The sequence below is a fragment of the Epilithonimonas sp. JDS genome, assembly GCF_021261315.1.
In the GTDB taxonomy this organism is placed as follows: domain Bacteria; phylum Bacteroidota; class Bacteroidia; order Flavobacteriales; family Weeksellaceae; genus Epilithonimonas.
The window spans coordinates 80,989-97,954 of record NZ_JAJSAX010000005.1 but is presented as its reverse complement, the minus strand read 5'-3'; the positions used below and the strand labels follow the sequence as shown (position 1 = coordinate 97,954).

17 protein-coding genes are annotated in these 16,966 nt (G+C 37.6%); 12 read left to right on the top strand and 5 right to left on the bottom strand.

The window, feature by feature from the left end:
- Window positions 1–75: 75 nt before the first annotated feature.
- The 9 genes from LUD75_RS14245 to LUD75_RS14205 all read left to right on the top strand — a co-directional run bounded on the left by LUD75_RS14245 (window position 76) and on the right by LUD75_RS14205 (window position 5,669).
- Window positions 76–675: a DUF6624 domain-containing protein gene (locus tag LUD75_RS14245; protein WP_232706450.1), complete on the top strand. Its 600-nt coding sequence runs from the start codon at window positions 76–78 to the stop codon at window positions 673–675.
- A 7-nt stretch (window positions 676–682) separates the two neighbouring features.
- Window positions 683–1,234 (top strand): hypothetical protein, encoded by a 552-nt coding sequence (locus LUD75_RS14240; RefSeq protein ID WP_232706449.1) that lies wholly within the window; start codon window positions 683–685, stop codon window positions 1,232–1,234.
- 4 nt (window positions 1,235–1,238) lie between these two features.
- On the top strand, window positions 1,239–1,820 hold the full coding sequence (locus LUD75_RS14235) for a TIGR00730 family Rossman fold protein (protein ID WP_232706448.1): 582 nt from the start codon (window positions 1,239–1,241) through the stop codon (window positions 1,818–1,820).
- Between the two features lie 12 nt (window positions 1,821–1,832).
- Window positions 1,833–2,396, top strand: coding sequence for a Crp/Fnr family transcriptional regulator (locus tag LUD75_RS14230; protein WP_232706447.1), 564 nt, complete (start codon window positions 1,833–1,835; stop codon window positions 2,394–2,396).
- Window positions 2,397–2,520: 124 nt separating this feature from the next.
- Window positions 2,521–3,198 (top strand): type 1 glutamine amidotransferase domain-containing protein, encoded by a 678-nt coding sequence (locus LUD75_RS14225; protein ID WP_232706446.1) that lies wholly within the window; start codon window positions 2,521–2,523, stop codon window positions 3,196–3,198.
- A gap of 2 nt (window positions 3,199–3,200) precedes the next feature.
- Window positions 3,201–3,509 carry a putative quinol monooxygenase gene (locus LUD75_RS14220; protein WP_232706445.1) on the top strand — a complete coding sequence of 103 codons (309 nt, stop codon included), beginning with the start codon at window positions 3,201–3,203 and terminating at the stop codon, window positions 3,507–3,509.
- A 119-nt stretch (window positions 3,510–3,628) separates the two neighbouring features.
- Window positions 3,629–3,883, top strand: a complete 255-nt coding sequence (locus tag LUD75_RS14215; RefSeq protein ID WP_232706444.1) for a hypothetical protein — start codon at window positions 3,629–3,631, stop codon at window positions 3,881–3,883.
- A gap of 341 nt (window positions 3,884–4,224) precedes the next feature.
- Window positions 4,225–4,812 (top strand): YdeI/OmpD-associated family protein, encoded by a 588-nt coding sequence (locus LUD75_RS14210; protein WP_232706443.1) that lies wholly within the window; start codon window positions 4,225–4,227, stop codon window positions 4,810–4,812.
- 260 nt (window positions 4,813–5,072) lie between these two features.
- The gene (locus LUD75_RS14205) at window positions 5,073–5,669 is read left to right on the top strand and encodes a Crp/Fnr family transcriptional regulator (protein WP_232706441.1); all 597 of its coding nucleotides are present in this window, start codon (window positions 5,073–5,075) and stop codon (window positions 5,667–5,669) included.
- Between the two features lie 5 nt (window positions 5,670–5,674).
- Here LUD75_RS14205 and LUD75_RS14200 read toward each other — a convergent pair whose 3' ends face one another.
- Complete coding sequence (locus LUD75_RS14200) at window positions 5,675–6,271, bottom strand: Crp/Fnr family transcriptional regulator (protein ID WP_232706439.1); 597 nt, start codon at window positions 6,269–6,271, stop codon at window positions 5,675–5,677.
- A gap of 229 nt (window positions 6,272–6,500) precedes the next feature.
- Here LUD75_RS14200 and LUD75_RS14195 point away from each other — a divergent pair, with 229 nt between their 5' ends.
- From LUD75_RS14195 to LUD75_RS14185, 3 genes are all read left to right on the top strand, one after another.
- The gene (locus LUD75_RS14195; protein WP_232706437.1) at window positions 6,501–6,881 is read left to right on the top strand and encodes a response regulator; all 381 of its coding nucleotides are present in this window, start codon (window positions 6,501–6,503) and stop codon (window positions 6,879–6,881) included.
- A 106-nt stretch (window positions 6,882–6,987) separates the two neighbouring features.
- Complete coding sequence (locus tag LUD75_RS14190; protein ID WP_232706435.1) at window positions 6,988–7,830, top strand: transporter; 843 nt, start codon at window positions 6,988–6,990, stop codon at window positions 7,828–7,830.
- 200 nt (window positions 7,831–8,030) lie between these two features.
- Window positions 8,031–10,013 (top strand): AAA family ATPase, encoded by a 1,983-nt coding sequence (locus LUD75_RS14185; RefSeq protein ID WP_232706433.1) that lies wholly within the window; start codon window positions 8,031–8,033, stop codon window positions 10,011–10,013.
- Window positions 10,014–10,801: 788 nt separating this feature from the next.
- On the opposite strand, the gene LUD75_RS14180 is transcribed toward LUD75_RS14185, so the two are convergent.
- The 4 genes from LUD75_RS14180 to gcvP form a co-directional block, all read right to left on the bottom strand.
- A complete protein-coding gene (locus tag LUD75_RS14180) occupies window positions 10,802–11,251 on the bottom strand; it encodes a PA2169 family four-helix-bundle protein (protein WP_232706431.1) in 450 nt (149 codons plus the stop codon).
- A 220-nt stretch (window positions 11,252–11,471) separates the two neighbouring features.
- Entirely contained in the window at window positions 11,472–12,158 is a 687-nt protein-coding gene (locus LUD75_RS14175; RefSeq protein WP_232706430.1) for a YetF domain-containing protein, read from the bottom strand.
- Between the two features lie 152 nt (window positions 12,159–12,310).
- Entirely contained in the window at window positions 12,311–13,747 is a 1,437-nt protein-coding gene (locus LUD75_RS14170; protein WP_232706428.1) for an OmpA family protein, read from the bottom strand.
- A gap of 325 nt (window positions 13,748–14,072) precedes the next feature.
- Window positions 14,073–16,931, bottom strand: coding sequence for an aminomethyl-transferring glycine dehydrogenase (gene gcvP, locus LUD75_RS14165; protein ID WP_232706427.1), 2,859 nt, complete (start codon window positions 16,929–16,931; stop codon window positions 14,073–14,075).
- Window positions 16,932–16,966: the final 35 nt, after the last annotated feature.

Below are 16,966 nucleotides of genomic sequence, written 5' to 3'. Positions count from 1 at the left end.
CGCCTTCCTCTTTTTTCATTAATTTAGCATTTCTGTTTTTTTATTTTAAATTTCATGTCATCAATTTTCGAACCTATGAATCACCAGGACATTCCGGAACTCATCATCACACTGCAAAATGCGGATCTTGAACTTCGTAAAAAACTGATTTCAGAAGGAAAATTGGGCGAAGGCTACAATAGTGAAATGGAAGCACTTCACAATCACAACGCAGACAAGCTAAATGAAATTATCGACATCATTGGATTTCCAACTGTTGAGAAATTAGGCAGTGCAGCCGCTTATGCAGCCTGGCTTGTGATTCAGCATTCCATCGGGAATCCTGAGTTTATGAAGAAGTGTGCACAGCTTTTGGAAATTGAAGTGAAAAACAAAAAGGCAGATTTTAGAAATCTTGCTTACCTGAAAGACCGGATTGCAACTTTTGAAAACCAGCCACAACTTTACGGAACTCAGTATGACTGGGACGAAAATGGAGAACTCAGCCCAAACGATTTTGATGATGTTGAAAAAGTCAATCAGCGAAGAAAATCTATCGGACTTAATACAGTTGAAGAACAAACGGAAATCATTCGCGCTCAGGCAAAAAATGAAAATCATTTGCCGCCAAAAGATTTGATTCTGAGAAAAAAGGAAATGGAAGATTGGAAAAAATCAACAGGCTGGATCAAATAAAGAACAAATGAAAACATTCATTTCAATCGTCTTATTTTTTCTGTCATTATCCATATCTGCACAGAATGCTGATGACGAAAAAGTCTATGCCAAGGAAAACATTTCAATTTCCCTTCAGAAAAGCAAAGACCTTGGAGAAGACGTTCCCAATTATCATTTGGTGATTGCTAAAAATAAGAAGATAATTTTTGAAGATTCGGTTTACAGCAAAGTTGGCGAAATGGAATTGCGGGATTTCAACGGCGATGGCATCAAGGATATTCTGATTCAAAACATTTCAGACGTTCGCAGCAACTGGACGTATTTCCTCTACCTTTACGACAGAAAAAGTAAGAACTTTACGAAAATTAAGGATTTCGAAACCATCAAAAATCCGGAATATAATAAAGAGTACAGACTCATCGAAAGCTACACTGTTTCGGGACGGGATTATATTCAGTTTTATAAATTTGTGGGAAACACAGTTAAAAATTTGGGAGAAACCGTGTATGATGATCATTCTGACAATGATGACTATGATGACCAGTATCAAAAAGTATTAGAAAAAATATCAAAATAAATTAATGAAAAGAGTAACAGTATTTTGCGGATCAAGCTTCGGAACCGACGATATTTTTAGAACACAAGCGTATTCACTGGGAAAAACTTTGGCTGCACAAAATATAGGATTGGTTTATGGCGGTGCAAATGTCGGTTTAATGGGCGCAGTTGCAGACGGCGTTTTGGAAAAGGGCGGCGAGGTGATCGGCGTTTTACCCAACTTTTTAAAATCGAAAGAAATTGCCCACGACCATCTTACAGAATTGATTTTGGTAGAAACAATGCACGAACGCAAAACCAAAATGAATGATCTTTGCGATGGCGTGATCGCTTTGCCAGGCGGTTTCGGAACATTGGAAGAGTTTTTCGAAATGTTGACATGGGCTCAGCTGGGTCTTCACAAAAAGCCAATTGCGATTCTGAATATCGACGGATTTTATGATGACTTAATTACATTCATCCAAACTACAGTGGACAAAGGTTTTCTTAAAAAAGTAAATCAGGATATGCTGATTGTGAGCGATAATATTGACGATTTGCTGGATCAAATGAAAAATTATCAGGCGCCAACGGTTGGAAAATGGATTACAAAAGAAAAACTTTAGAAAAGAAATCCAATGAAAAAACTGCGTCTACATCTCGAAGAAATTATCTCATTAACAGACGATGAATTTGAATTCATCAAACCATTTTTCACACCTAAAAGAACTTTGAAAAATCAATTTCTGATTAATGAAGGCGATGATGTTCAGTATGAGTTTCTGGTTTTGTCAGGTATTTTCAAAGTTTTTTATCTGGATGAACAAGGCAAGGAATTCATCCTGCAATTTGCCAAAGAAAACTGGTGGATGTCGGATTATCAGGCGTTTTTCCAATCCAAAAAAGCAACAATGTACATTGAATGTATTGAGGCCGGCGAAGTCTTAGTTTCGACATTGGAATCGAGGGAAAAACTAGCGTCGGAACTTCATAAGATGGAACATTTTTACAGAATGAAACTCACCAACGGCTACATTGCACTCCAGCAGAGAGTCAAACTTCTTCTGTCCAGCACGCCGCAACAGCGCTATGAGGAATTTTCAAAACTCTATCCTGACTTATTGCAGCGGATTCCAAAAAAGCTGATTGCAGAATATCTCGGTGTCAGCCGCGAAACGCTGAGCAGACTTTATTCAAAATAAACCAAAGTGTGATTACGATCACACTTTTTTTGTGACTTGGTTCCTTCTCTTCGGAGGTGTGTGGAGACTACTTTTGTCTTATCAATTTTAAATCATAATCAATAACAAATTAAAATTATAAGATATGAAAAAGAAAATCTTAATCATCGTTTCAAACGCCAATTCCATTGGTCCAAACAATAGAAGAACCGGAACATTTTTGCCGGAAGTCGCGCATCCTTATGCCGAATTTGAGAACGCAGGATTCCAGACGGACTTTGCATCATTGACTGGTGACACGCCTTATCTTGACGGATTGGATCTTGCAGGCGATCCCGAGAATCTGAAATTCCTGACGGGCGACGGCTGGGCAGAAATGCAGAAAGCAACAAAACTAAGCGATGTGGACACCAGCGTTTACGATGCCATTTTCACGCCGGGCGGATTGGCACCAATGGTAGATATGCCGGACGATGAATTACTGAAAAAAGTGATTGCAGAAACTTACGAGCGCGGTGCGGTTGTAGGCGCGGTTTGCCACGGTCCGGTTTCATTATTAAATGTCAAACTTAGCAACGGTGAGTATTTGATTAAAGAAAAGAATATCACTTCGTTTACTACGGAAGAAGAAGCAAATTACGCCATTGCGGATGTTCCTTTTGATCTTCAAACGGCATTGTCGGAGCAAGGTGCAATCTTCCACGCAGAAACGCCCTGGACGGATCACAGCATTGCAGACGGAAATCTGGTGACAGGACAAAATCCAGCTTCTGCGAAAAGTGTTGGCGACAAAATAGTTTCTTTACTAAACAAGACTCATTAATTATGGAAAATCAAGCAAAACCTATTTTCATTTTTGCCAAATGGCATGTGAAAAATGGCGAATTACAGACCGTTTTGGGACTTATTCCATCACTAATTGAGAAGAGTAAAAGTGAAGATGGCAATCTGTTTTACAACATTTATCAGGATAATTCTGAACCCAATACCTTAATCCTGCACGAAAGTTACCGCGATATGGCAAGTGTGGAATTTCACAAGAATTCTACACATTATCAGGAAATTGCAGCTACGCAGATCATTCCTCTTTTGGAAAACAGAGAAGTAATTTTAGCTTCCGAATTAAGTTTTTGATAAACTAAAAATGCAATTATACTAAGGCTGGAGTGAAAACTTCAGCTTTTTTTATTATATTAGCTATGAATAAATCTCTTAGAAACTCTCACAGGTTTCTAAAACTAAACACAGCAAAAATGATTAAAGAAAATAAAAAACTGAAAGAGTTGACTTTTGTCGAACTCAAGATGAGACAAAAAAAGTATACGACTGTTGTCAGTATCCTGAGCATCTTTACAATGCTGACCTTAGCATTACTCATCTACTTTGCAATCAAAAGCAACAACTACACTTTTCTGATGCTTTGCGGCGGATCCTCCTTTGCACTTCTACTTTGCGCAGTTATTCTGAAAAAGGTAGAATCTGAGATAATGGCCAGAGAAATAGAATAATTTTAAAAGCAGCCAAAAGATAATTTTTGGGTTCATCGTTTGTAATTTAGAATACGACAGCAGGAATTAGATTAGCAAAAAGATTTCAAATCCTAAATAAATTAATTTAGGGATTGTCGTTTTGGCAAAATGTTTGATATTAAAAAATCAAATAAACCTAATTCATAGTTTATTAGATTTATTGATAAGGAGGGCAGTAATGTCCTCTTTCCCAGACAATCCTACATCAATTATATTTAACCGAAGAAGAGAAGCAGCTCAAATTTGTTTCTCTTCTTTTTTTGTGCACAAAATGTTTTTTATAATTAATTATATTTACAAAAAACAACTACCTTTTTCCAATGACTTCCAAACCCACAAAATCTCTAGAAACCTTCTACCCCGAAACTCCCGAACAGTGGCGCGACTGGCTCAGAGAAAATCACAGCCGTGATAATGGAATTTGGGTCATTCAGTACAAAAAAAAATCCGGCAAACCTTCCATCAGCTGGAGCGATGCGGTGGATGAAGCGCTTTGTTTCGGATGGATAGACAGTCTGAAGAAAAAATTGGATGATGAAAGTTCCATTCAATATTTTGGGAAACGTAAACCCAAAAGCACTTGGTCTAAAATCAACAAGCAGAAAATAGAAAAACTGACCTCAGAAAACCGAATGTCACAGGCTGGTTTAGACATCATTAAACTAGCCAAAGAAAATGGATCTTGGGAAATCCTGGACAGTGTGGAAGAATTGCATATTCCGGAAGATTTGGCTCTAGAACTTGCAAATAGAAAAAACGCTGCCGAATTTTTCCAAAGCCTGAGCAAGTCCGTCAAGAAAATGATGCTGCAATGGATTGTCCTCGCCAAAAGACCCGAAACCAGACAAAAAAGAATCATCGAAATCGCAGAAGCTGCAGAGAAAAAGCTGAAACCAAAGCAATTTTAAAATATTCAATTTTTTATCATTCTGAAACACAAAACTCGCTGCCCGTGAGGTTTTTCCGATTACAACTTGTATCACAATTCTCCTTCCTTCATTATGACCCAAATCATACTGTAAATAGTAAGTTCTAATTATTTTTGACCTGAAAAATTATACTATGAATACGTTATCCTGCCCTCTAATCTCTGTTTTTGATTTCGCTTTTTCTAATGCGGAATTATTGTAAAACTTAACAAAAAACAAGAGATTATTTAGAGAGAAATATGAATATTGACGAACAGATTTTAAAATCTTCGGGCGGAAAAGTGAAGGACTACAATGCCGGCGATTTTATTTTTACCGAAGGAAGTTTACCCAACTATTACTACCAGATCATCGAAGGCGAAGTGAAGCTGAATAACCTGACAGAAGATGGCAAAGAATCCATCCAGAATATTGCAGCAAAAGGACAGAGCATCGGCGAATTCCTGCTTTTTATCAACAAAAAATATCCGGCCAATGCGGTCGCTATTTCGCCATGCAAAATACTGAGGATTTCGAAAATCAAATTTCTGAAAATGCTGGAGGACAATGCAGATCTCAAAGCCAATATGATTAAAAATCTGGCGGACTCACTGTTTTCAAAATTTGTAATGCGCCAGATTATTTCCATCAAAAATCCAGCAACAAAACTGAAAGTCTTAATGGATTACCTTAAAAGCTCACAATCCGAAACTGCCGCTTTTTCCTTTCAGATTCCGCTTACCAGACAGCAGATGGCAAGCCTCACCGGATTGCGTGTGGAAACAACGATCCGAACTCTGAAGATTATGGAAAAAGAAAATATTGTCAAAATCAAAAACCGTAAGATCTTTTACTGATCAAATTAATAGTAGATCTTTCCCTTTACAATTTTCAGGATGCCTTCTTTCTCAAAAGTTTTGATATTCCTGATCACAGTTTCTACTCTCAAGCCGGTCATTGCAGCAATCTGTTGACGTGTGAGAGGTGTGTAATAAGAATATGGTTTCTGATCCTGGCTGAAACTTTTGTGATAATCCAAAACCCCTTTTATTCTTACATTTGCATACAGGGATGAGTTGTTTTCCAGCATAATGTACTTTTGATAAAGCCTCTCTGCAAGGAAATTATTGACATCTCTTGCCACTTTTGGATGATCGTCCAGCATCTGAATGAATTTTTCTTTCGACAGTCTCAAAACCATTGCATCCTCAAAAACAACCGCATTCACAGGGAAAGTATGATCTATAAACAGCAGCATTTCGCAGACACTCAGCCCTTCGCTCAGGATAGCAAAGATCAATTCCTTGCCCTGCTCATTGTAATGGTTTAGCTTGATACTTCCGGAAATAATCTGATAATAATTCTTTGGCGTCTCGAATTCACTGAAGATGGTATCGCCTTTTTTGTAATGTTCTGTGGTTGCGCCGTAAGATTCAAGAAGCGCTTCTGGTATCAGCATAATTTGAAATTCATAGTTTGACACACCGAATTTACACAAACTATTTGTACATCGAAAATATAATAGGACATAACAACAGCATTTAATATAGATTAGGATTTTCGCATCGTGAAACCGTTATGATCCTAATCATAAACATTCTTCTACATTATTTTTAATTTTGAATATTGTTAAAATACGGCTTTACCATCTTTAAATAAAGGGAATTAACAAAACAAAAATAGCGTATATGAATAAAAAGAAAATTTTGATCTTTGATGATGATACTGCTACACTTGAGGTCGTTTCTATCATATTTCAGGAGATTGGATATGAAGTGGAGATTGCGGAGACGGCAGATCATATTCTATCTGTGGTCAGCATTTTCTTACCGGATCTGATTCTGATGGACATCAACATCCCAATGATTGGCGGCATAGAAGCTACCCGACTCCTCAAAAATCACGAGTCCTACCACTCTATTCCCGTAATATTTGTGACGGCTAAGAATGATATTGAAAAGATTTCTTCTCGGTCTTCTGCAGACGGCTATCTCTCCAAACCCTTTAATATCGATGAACTGGAAGAGATTGTTGCCAAGCTGACTTCGGGCAGACAGACACAATCCTGATAATATTTCCGAATATATTTCTCAATTCTTACTGTCGAACCATTTGCGGCACAGCTTTTAATCTACTGATTGCATAACAAAGATCTAACTTGCTAAAATAATCGGTATGAATAAAAATTACTTAGTCTATACAGTTGTCCTCGGTGGATTACTAATACCTTTCAAAGGAATGGGTCAGCAGAAGGAGCTGAAGAATTTCTCCCTTTTTAATCCTGTTCCCCGCGAGCAGATGAGGGAAATGGAAACCGACCGTCCCGATGTCACCGAATCTCCTTACACTGTTGATGCTGGTCATTTCCAGTTTGAAACTGACCTCGCAAGAAGCATCAGGGAGAAAAGCGAAACCACGAAGACCAATACCTTGCTCATCAACCAGATGAATCTGAAAATCGGGATCACGGGATCTACAGCACTTCAGATTGGTTTCCAGACTTACGGCAGACAGAGCGAAAAGGAGCTTGACGCTGATGAAAAAGAAATCACCGAAGGTCACGGCGATCTCACACTCCGAATCAAGCAGAATCTGATTGGCAACGATGGCGGGAAATTCGCACTGGCATTGCTGCCTTACGTAAAATTTCCGACTTCCAAATATGAAGACAGCCGCTTCGAAGGCGGATTGATCGTTCCGATGCAGTACCAGCTTCCCGGAGAATGGCATCTCGGATTTCAGGTAGAGGTTGACCGTCTGAAAGATCAGGATGAGCAGGCGATGCACACAGAATTTCTACAGACCCTTACCATCACGCACTCCATCATCAAAGGTCTGGATGGCATTGCCGAAACTTATTACACCTACGATTTCAAAGCGCACCATTTCTCCAACTACATCAACGCCGCCATCCAGATGGATGTTGCCAGAGACTTCAAACTGGATGCAGGACTGAATCTCGGAATCCAACATACTGCTGCGAAACATTTTTTTGTGGGAGCTTCTGTGAGGCTGTGATGGTTTTAATATTTTCTAGTATAAATTAAACCTTGCTGAAAAGTAAGGTTTTTTATTTTATTTATTAACATTATACAAATTTTATGATGAAATATCAAAAATATTAACAATTTAACTTTTTATTTATCTTAAAGTTGTTGTATTCTTACAAAAAACATTCATTTACAATTGAGAAAAATTCTCAATTATAAACTATTACCATGAGACTAATTGAAAGAATTGAAATTAGATATTTCAGATCATTTGGCGAGAAAATTGTAAAAATAACAGATTTAAAAGATCTTAACATACTTTCTGGTTCAAATGATGTAGGAAAATCCAATGTTTTAAAAGTACTAAATCTGTTTTTCAATAATGAAATTAATATCGGAGAACCATTTGATTTACGCAAAGACCTATCGTTTTTACAAAGAGAGCGAAGTGAAAGGGATTTAGAGAACAAAAAGAGAACTCGAACTAAGGATGATCCCTATGCCTCCCAAAGAGATTTATTTGTCAAAGTAAAAATTTATTTTGATCGAGCTATACCTTCTGAGAAGTCAACAACTCCTGAAAAATTTTGGGTAGAAAAAACTTGGGATAAAAATGGATTTAACAAACAGTCTAGCAATATTCAAACTGCTTATATTAAGAAAAACAAAAAAGAGCCAACACAAAATCAGGCTGCTGCATTACAGGGTCAACTTACTCAATTTTTAAATTCAATACATTTTGATTATGTCCCAGCTGTGAAAGATCGACAGTTTATCCAGTATCTATTTAAAAAATTGCAAACAGCACTTTTTGAAAGAGATAATACATTTCAAAAAACTTCTCAAGAAATTAATTTTAAGATTACAGGAACCACTAAAGATTTATTTGATGAATTTAGAGAAAAAACTGGTATTGATGCAGAATTTTCAATACCTGAATCACTTATTGACTTTTTCACGACTATAAATGTTTCAACTGAAAAGGGCATCTCACTTTACTCACGCGGTGATGGTATTCAAGCGCGTTTTATACCAGCAATTTTAAATGAAATTTCAAAAGAAAAAAAGAATGTTATATGGGGTTTTGAAGAACCTGAAAATTCCTATGAATATCGAAATGCGGAAAGTTTAGCAAAAGACTTTTTAAATATTTATTCTTTAAAAAAACAGATTTTTATAACTAGTCACACTAAAGAATTCCTTTCTCTGATAAAAGGAAACGAAGATAGAGTATCTCTTCATAGAGTATATAAGACTGCCGAAAATGGCTCGCTCATTGATACCTATCAAAAAGATAAAGGTTTTGATAAAAAAGCAATACAACAAACATTTTGGGAAGGTTTTGACGAAAAAGAAAAGACTGCAGAACAGAAAGATATACTAAGTAAAATATTTCAAGACATTGGTTTTCTTGAAACTGATCAATATCTTATTGAAGACTTACAAAATCAGCTACGTACTCAACGAAAAATAGTTGAAGAGTCAGGATTAAAAATTGATGACAGAATAAAAGTTATTAATCATCTAAACAAGAGATTGCAAGATGCCATTTTAAGTAAGGACTCATTGGAAAAGGAAATTGAAGAATTTAGAAAACCAATCTTATATGTTGAAGATACCTATGATCAAATATACAAAATAGCCTTTTTGAAAATTAATGGTCTTGTCTTCGATAAAACAAATTTTGAGGAAATTTTTAAGAATGCTGCTCCATTTACAATAAGGCGTAGTGAAGGAGCTGGCAGATTAACTGGGAGGATGCGTGTGGCAAATAATGATGGTTATGAAGATAAAAAAATAATTGGACTCTATGATTTCGATAGAGAAGGTAGGGAGCAGATTCACTTACTTAAAAAAGAAAGTTTCTGGGATGAAAATTATTATGGTAATAAGAAAGAAGGTTTTTACCGTAAAAGAAACGATCACAATTGTTTTTTTGCAATGCTTCTCCCGATACCTGAAGAATTAGAAAACTTTGCAAGTCTAGAGTGGGATAACTTTATTAGTTATATTGAAGTTGAAAATTTATTACCACAAAATTTTTTGCTTGAAAATCTTTTTGCTAGCGAAAACGATTACCCAGGTGGAAAGTATTTAAAAATTAATGATAAGAAAAAAAACAAAATTTGGCTAAGTTTATTTGATTTGGAACCACAAGATTTTAAAAATTTCAAACCCCTGTTTACGTCAATCATAAATTTATTTAGTTAATAGTCTCGACAGCAATGATTTAAAAAAATCCCCCTCCGCTAGCGCGAGCGTCCCGCTCGTGTTCCATAAGAAGACGAAAAGCACGAGCAAGATACTCGCACCAGCAACCTACAACCACAAAACCCTCGCTCGCTAGCCAGGGTTTCCTATTTCATCCACCATCCTATCTTTCTACCAAACATTATGGAATCCAGCAAGCACGCTGCTTCATTTCATATTAACTCAATAGCAAATTGCAAAAGCTTTACTTCACCAACGATTATCCCCAATGTGTTTACGACATCAAAAATGATCTCTACAGAAACAATTAAGCTAAAAAGTACTCTATAAGACCACTCCGGCACTCTGTAACACTACTCCGACAACCTGTAATACTACTCGGCTAATGTGTAACACTACTCCGGTAATCTGTAATACTGCTCGGGTAAGCTTTAATACCACTCCGGTAATCTGTAATACTACTCGACTAATCTCTAACACTATTTTTGACTCGTATATGAAATTAAGCGTTTTTTAGATTAGCTTGTGGTTTTACAAAGTCGATAAAATCTTTAGTCAGGAAGAGATTGTCTTTCGTACAGCGTTGATACCTGATTGCGAGGAAAATGAAAGATTGGTCGAGATGACCAGTAGGTTTCAATTTAAATAGTCAGATTGCAAAATCAGTGATCTTTCAGCATTATCAAAAACAGAAAAAAACCTCTCAATCGCTTGAGAGGTTTTGCTTTTTAATCATTGAAGTAATGTAAGTTTTCAGGTTACATAACGTTAAAGGTCATTTGCAAAGTTTACTTGATGCTTTCCAAAGTTTCGAACTTGGCATAAGATGCTTTCAGGTGATGCAACTGGTCAGAAACCAAAACTGTACTTTCCGGGCAAAGATCGCCACTTTCCAGGGCATCTTCGTAGGCATCAATGGCTGCTTTCTCTCCGAAGACTACATTTTCCAATGTCGATTCTTCTTTGTCGGAAGCGAATGTGTTTTTCACATCGATCCAGGCTCTGTGGAATGCACCGGAAACGCTGGTAGAGTTATCTGCTTCGCCACCTTTGAGATTGATCAGATTGATTAGATCATTTTTCATATCCGTAGATCTTGAAACCATATCGTCGTAAGTCGATCTAAGATCGGAATGGGTTTCCCAAACCTTGTCTTCCACTTTTGCGAAGCCCGCAATTCTGTCGTTTGTAATGTTTAAAAGATCGTTCAGTACCGGAATTGATTTGTCGTTGTTCATAATAATATTTATTTAGTGTACCAGTCATTTTGCAATAATGGTGCCCGCTGAGGCCATAAACAGACTTTGTGAAAACATTATATTTTATGGTTAATTAATTTCACAATTCACTTAAACTGATAATTATTAAGTCCAAATTTTAACATTACAACTTGAAATTGTTAGCCTTTCAAAAATTTAATGATACTGATAAAATAGAAAAATTAAGAGCAATCTGATTCTAAGTCAGTCTCAAAGTATTGATGCCAGTCACCCATTCTGTCTGATTGCAACGTTGGCAGTGGTGATTTCCGGCTTTCAGCTTCTCAGTATTTCCACAGTAAGTGCAGGCATAGATATTCTCATCTTTGATTTGCTTTGATTTTTTCTGGTAAGGCTTTGGCAGAACCGGCAATCCGTATCCTACTTCATCATCCTGATAATAGTAAAAACTGATATTTCCGGTCGTTTCCAGAATGGCAGTCTTCACTTGTCCAACGTGCTCGATAGATTCCTGGCGCATCTCGGAGAAAAACTCATCCTTGGCAAATGTGTGATCCTTATGGACACCCAAAACAAACATCCCTTCTTCTATCACATAGATTGGTTCGCCTTCGATGACATTTTCAAACTTCTCGCTCTTCATCGCAAAAAACGTGATGGTTCTGTAGAGTAAAATGATGGAAATGAAAACAATGAACGACGGAATGATGGCTACATCTTTTGTAAACATTGGGTCGCCAGCTGCAGAACCAAGTGCAATGATAATCGCCACCTCAAAAAGTGAAAGCTGCCGAACGCCTTTTTTGCCGGACAATCGCAGGATGAGTAAAACCATGCTGAACATTATGAGGGTACGAATGACGATTTCCAAAGCAAAGCTAAAATTCAGGTCGCCGATAAACAGTTTATTCCAGTCTAAATCCATAATATTTTTTGAAGTGATTAATATTTTTTAGAGGTTACAAAATTCCAGCCACGCCTTCTGATCAGTAATTTTAGCATTCAATTCCTGTGATCATTAACCAAAAAAAAGACTGCCAAAAAAATTGACAGTCTCCAGTGATAGAATTGTAAAATTTATTTTGCTTTAAAATACACTCTTCTATTAGCTTTATTTTTCCATTCAGGACATTTGGAAGCCGGGTCACATTCTGGATATTTCAAATCTGTTTTTCCGTTTCCCTGTGTTTCTAATTTTGAAGAATTAGCACCGTTGGTTACCAGATATTGTTTTACGTTATCTGCTCTTCTTTGAGAAAGCGTCTGGTTATACTCAGCAGTTCCTCTGGTATCAGTAGCTCCTACAACTACGTAAGATCCGTTGGTAGAGTTGATATAGTTGATCGCACTGTTAAGGATTGGTGTGTTGTTTGGCAAGATTCTGTCAGAATTCAAATCGAATTCGATACCGCTCATTGCAGTTTCGTCAGAAGATACCGTACCGTTTCCGGAGTTTGCGTTTGTCAAAGGACAACCAGCATTTTCAACCGGGCCTGGAACCGTTACACATTTATCATTAAGATCGATAACGCCGTCAAGATCTACATCCAATGCTACACCAGCACCGTCAACTCTTGCACCTGCAGGCGTATCAAGCTGTCTGTCCCAATCGTCGCAAACACCGTCATTGTCAACATCTCCTGTTTTACACAATTTAATGTTATCAACTTTAGTATTCAGCTCATCGATTTTAGAATAGATATCCTGCAATGGATCGTGCCACATTACGCTGTTAGAATTTTTACCTAAATGAACTGTAAGACCCAATGTTGTGTTGAAGAAATTATCAGAAGTGTGTGCACTGATTCTGTTTACAGCACTGTACTGATCGTTTCCACCACCGTCGAATTGCTCGTCTCCAGTTACAACATACATCAATCTTCCTTCGATGTCTACTCTGTTGCTGATTTTATATTTCAAACCTGCACCAGCCTGTCCGAATAATGAATTAAATTTGAAAGGCTTTCTCTCAGTCGTCATTCTCTGACCAATTTCATCCTTTTGGTAAGCTCTGTAAGCAAGTACACCTACACCAGCATAACCGTGAAGTGCCCATCTGTAAGGAGATTTGTTATCTACTCTTCTCAAAAGGTTTGAGAAATTAACGTCTCCCAATAATGAGATCGCATCATACTGAGTTCTTCCTGCAACCTGAAGATTAGCTGCTGCGTTGGCAGGTGCTGCATCTTTAGTATTAAAATAGCCTTGTCTAGTCTCACCACGATCGTACTGCAACTTCAAACCAAATGCATGAGAAATTGCCTTATCAATACTGAAATATGCTGAATAGCCTACAAGTGTATTACCATTGCTGATAGATTTTAGGTCTGCATTCTGCATCCACGGAATACCACCACCAAAGGAAACAGACCAGCTGTTTAAACTTGGAGGAGCACTCATAGGAGTTTCCATAGAAGTTGTGTTTGTAGTTGAAGTTGTCTGCATAGTTTCTTGCGAGAACATCACTGCCGGGCACGCCAAGGCCAACGACAAAATAGCTAATTTTGATTTCATATAAAATAAATTTTAATTGTTTTACTTAATAAAAGTATAATTGAACGAATTATACTACACCTTCCTAAATACCGCGATATTTAGTGGAGTGCGTTCGTTTATCCAATTACCATACCAATAATTATAGCAGCTTATTATTTTGAATTATTCAAAATACCAAAAACCTTGATTTCATTAAGCTAAAGCCACTAAAAAACAAGTATTTAAAATTTATCTTCGACCATTAAAATCAAATAAAAAAACCTCTCAATCGCTTGAGAGGTTTCATTTTTATATTATTAATGAATTACAAAGTCATTCACAACTCATCATTCATCATTGCAAATTACATATAAGCTTCAATCGGCTCACAAGTACAAATCAAATTCCTGTCGCCATACGCTTCATCGATTCTTGCAACTGTAGCAAAGAATTTATGCGTTCTCACCCACTCCAATGGATATGCTGCCTTCTCTCTGCCGTAAGGTTTGTCCCAAGAATCTGAGATCACCAATTGCTCGGTGTGAGGCGCGTTTTTCAAGACGTTGTTTTCTTTGTCTGCATCGCCGTTTGCTATCTCGTCAATTTCTTTTTTGATGTTGATCAATGCTTCTGCAAATCTGTCGATCTCGTCTTTATTTTCAGACTCGGTTGGTTCTATCATCAATGTTCCTGCTACAGGAAAACTTACTGTTGGTGCGTGGAAACCATAATCCATCAAACGTTTTGCGATATCAGCCACCTCAATTCCTAAAGTTTTGAACTGACGGAAATCCACGATACATTCGTGTGCTACTCTGCCTTTGTCGTTCGCATAAAGGATTGGGAAATGCTCAGCTAAGATTTCTTTCAAATAATTAGCATTAAGGATTGCGTGCTCAGTTGCTTTCTTCAAACCTGAAGTTCCCAACATTTTGATGTAAGCATAAGAGATATTAAGAATTAATCCAGAACCGTAAGGTGCTGCAGAGATTCCTTCAATCGCTTCTTTTCCACCGATTGAAATGTTCGCATTGGTTGGTAGGAATGGAACCAAATGCTCCGCCACACAGATCGGGCCAACACCAGGACCACCACCACCGTGAGGAATGGCGAAGGTCTTGTGAAGATTCAGGTGACAAACGTCTGCCCCTATATTCCCAGGACTTGTGTAGCCAACCTGCGCATTCATATTTGCACCGTCCATATAGACTTGTCCTCCGTGTTCGTGTGTGAGTTTTGTAATTTCCTTAATATTTGCATCGAAGAATCCGTACGTTGATGGATAAGTGATCATAATACAAGATAAATTCTCGGAATGCTGCTCAGTTTTCGCTTTGAAATCTTCAAAATCGATTTCTCCGTTTTCAAGATTCTTGACAACCACAATCTTCATTCCTGCCATCGCTGCAGAAGCCGGATTGGTTCCGTGCGCAGATTGTGGAATCAGAACGATATTTCTGTGGCCTTCGCCTCTGTTTTTATGATATTCTCTGATGACCATTAGTCCGGCATATTCGCCTTGCGCACCAGAGTTTGGTTGAAGGGAAGTTCCAGCGAAACCAGTAATTTCAGCAAGGTCTTTTTCCAATTCTTTGATCATTTCTTGGTAACCGCCAGCCTGATCTGTTGGAACAAATGGGTGAACACTTCCCCATTCTCCCCAAGATAAAGGGATCATTTGGGTGGCAGCGTTCAGTTTCATTGTACAAGAACCCAAAGAAATCATAGAATGTGTCAAAGACAAATCTTTTCTTTCCAGACGTTTGATGTAACGCATCAATTCTGTCTCAGTATGGTATTTGTTGAAAACTTCTTCTTCAAGGATTTTATCTTCTCTCAACAATTCTGCTGGGATAGAATACTCTTCCTTCAAAGTCACTTTGTAACCTTGTTTCCCTTTGAATTGAGCAAATGCTTCGATCAATTGGTTTAACTTATCAACCGTCGTCGTTTCATTAATGGAAATACTTACGATACCTTGAGAAAAGTAATTAAGATTGATCTTCTGATCTCTCATTTTCATTCTCAAAGAAGATTTCTCTTCCTCGTGTAATCTGAATTTCACAGTATCGAAAACTGGCTCATCTACAATGTCATAACCCAAAACTTTGAGCGCATCGCCTAAAGCATTGGTTTTATAATGGATCTGGTCAGCAATAAAATTCAAACCTTTAGGTCCGTGATAAACAGCGTACATACCAGCCATCACTGCAAGCAAAACTTGAGCTGTACAAATATTGGAAGTTGCTCTTTCTCTTTTGATGTGCTGCTCTCTGGTTTGAAGCGCCATTCTGAGTGCACGTTTGCCATACATATCCTGAGAAACCCCAATGATCCTTCCTGGAATATCTCTTTTATAATCTTCCTTACAAGTGAAAAATGCTGCGTGAGGACCACCATAACCCATCGGAATACCGAATCGTTGCGAAGTTCCAACCGCACAATCTGCGCCCATATCAGCCGGAGATTTTAGCTTAACCAAAGCCATTGGGTCACAAGCAACAACTACCTGAAGATTGAATTCTTTATAGTAAGTAATATTTTCTGTGTAATCTAAAACGATTCCATTCTTCCCCGGATATTGCAATAGAATACCGTAGTAAGAATCATTGAACTGATGGTTGCTGTGATTCCCTACAATAATATCAATACCAAGACCTTCCGCTTTTGTTTTAAGAACAGAAACTGTTTGTGGAAGAACTAGATCTGAGATGAAAAACTTAGTTGCATTGGCTTTTTTCTGATCCTTGGTTCTATTGTTGAAGAACATATGCATTGCTTCTGCAGCAGCGGTCGATTCGTCAAGAAGAGAGGCATTTGCCAACGGAAAACCAGTCAGATCAGAAACTACAGTTTGGAAATTCAACAAAGCTTCTAATCTTCCTTGTGCAATCTCTGCTTGGTAAGGCGTGTAAGCGGTGTACCAGCTTGGATTCTCCAGGATATTTCTCTGGATCGGAGAAGGCAAAATGGTATTGTGGTATCCAAAACCGATATAGTTGTCGAAATTCAGGTTTTTAGATGCCAATTCTTTGGAATGTAAAAGCATCTCATACTCCGAAAGTGGTTCCGAGATGTCCAGATCTTTCTCCAGTCTGATGGCATCCGGAATGGTTTGTGAGATCAGTTCTTCAATACTCGCTGCTCCTACTTTCTTTAGCATTTCCGCTTTATCAGACTCATTAAGGCTGATGTGGCGATTTACGAATTGTTGTGTATTCATTTATAAAACTTCAAATTAGATTCTTATTATAAGGC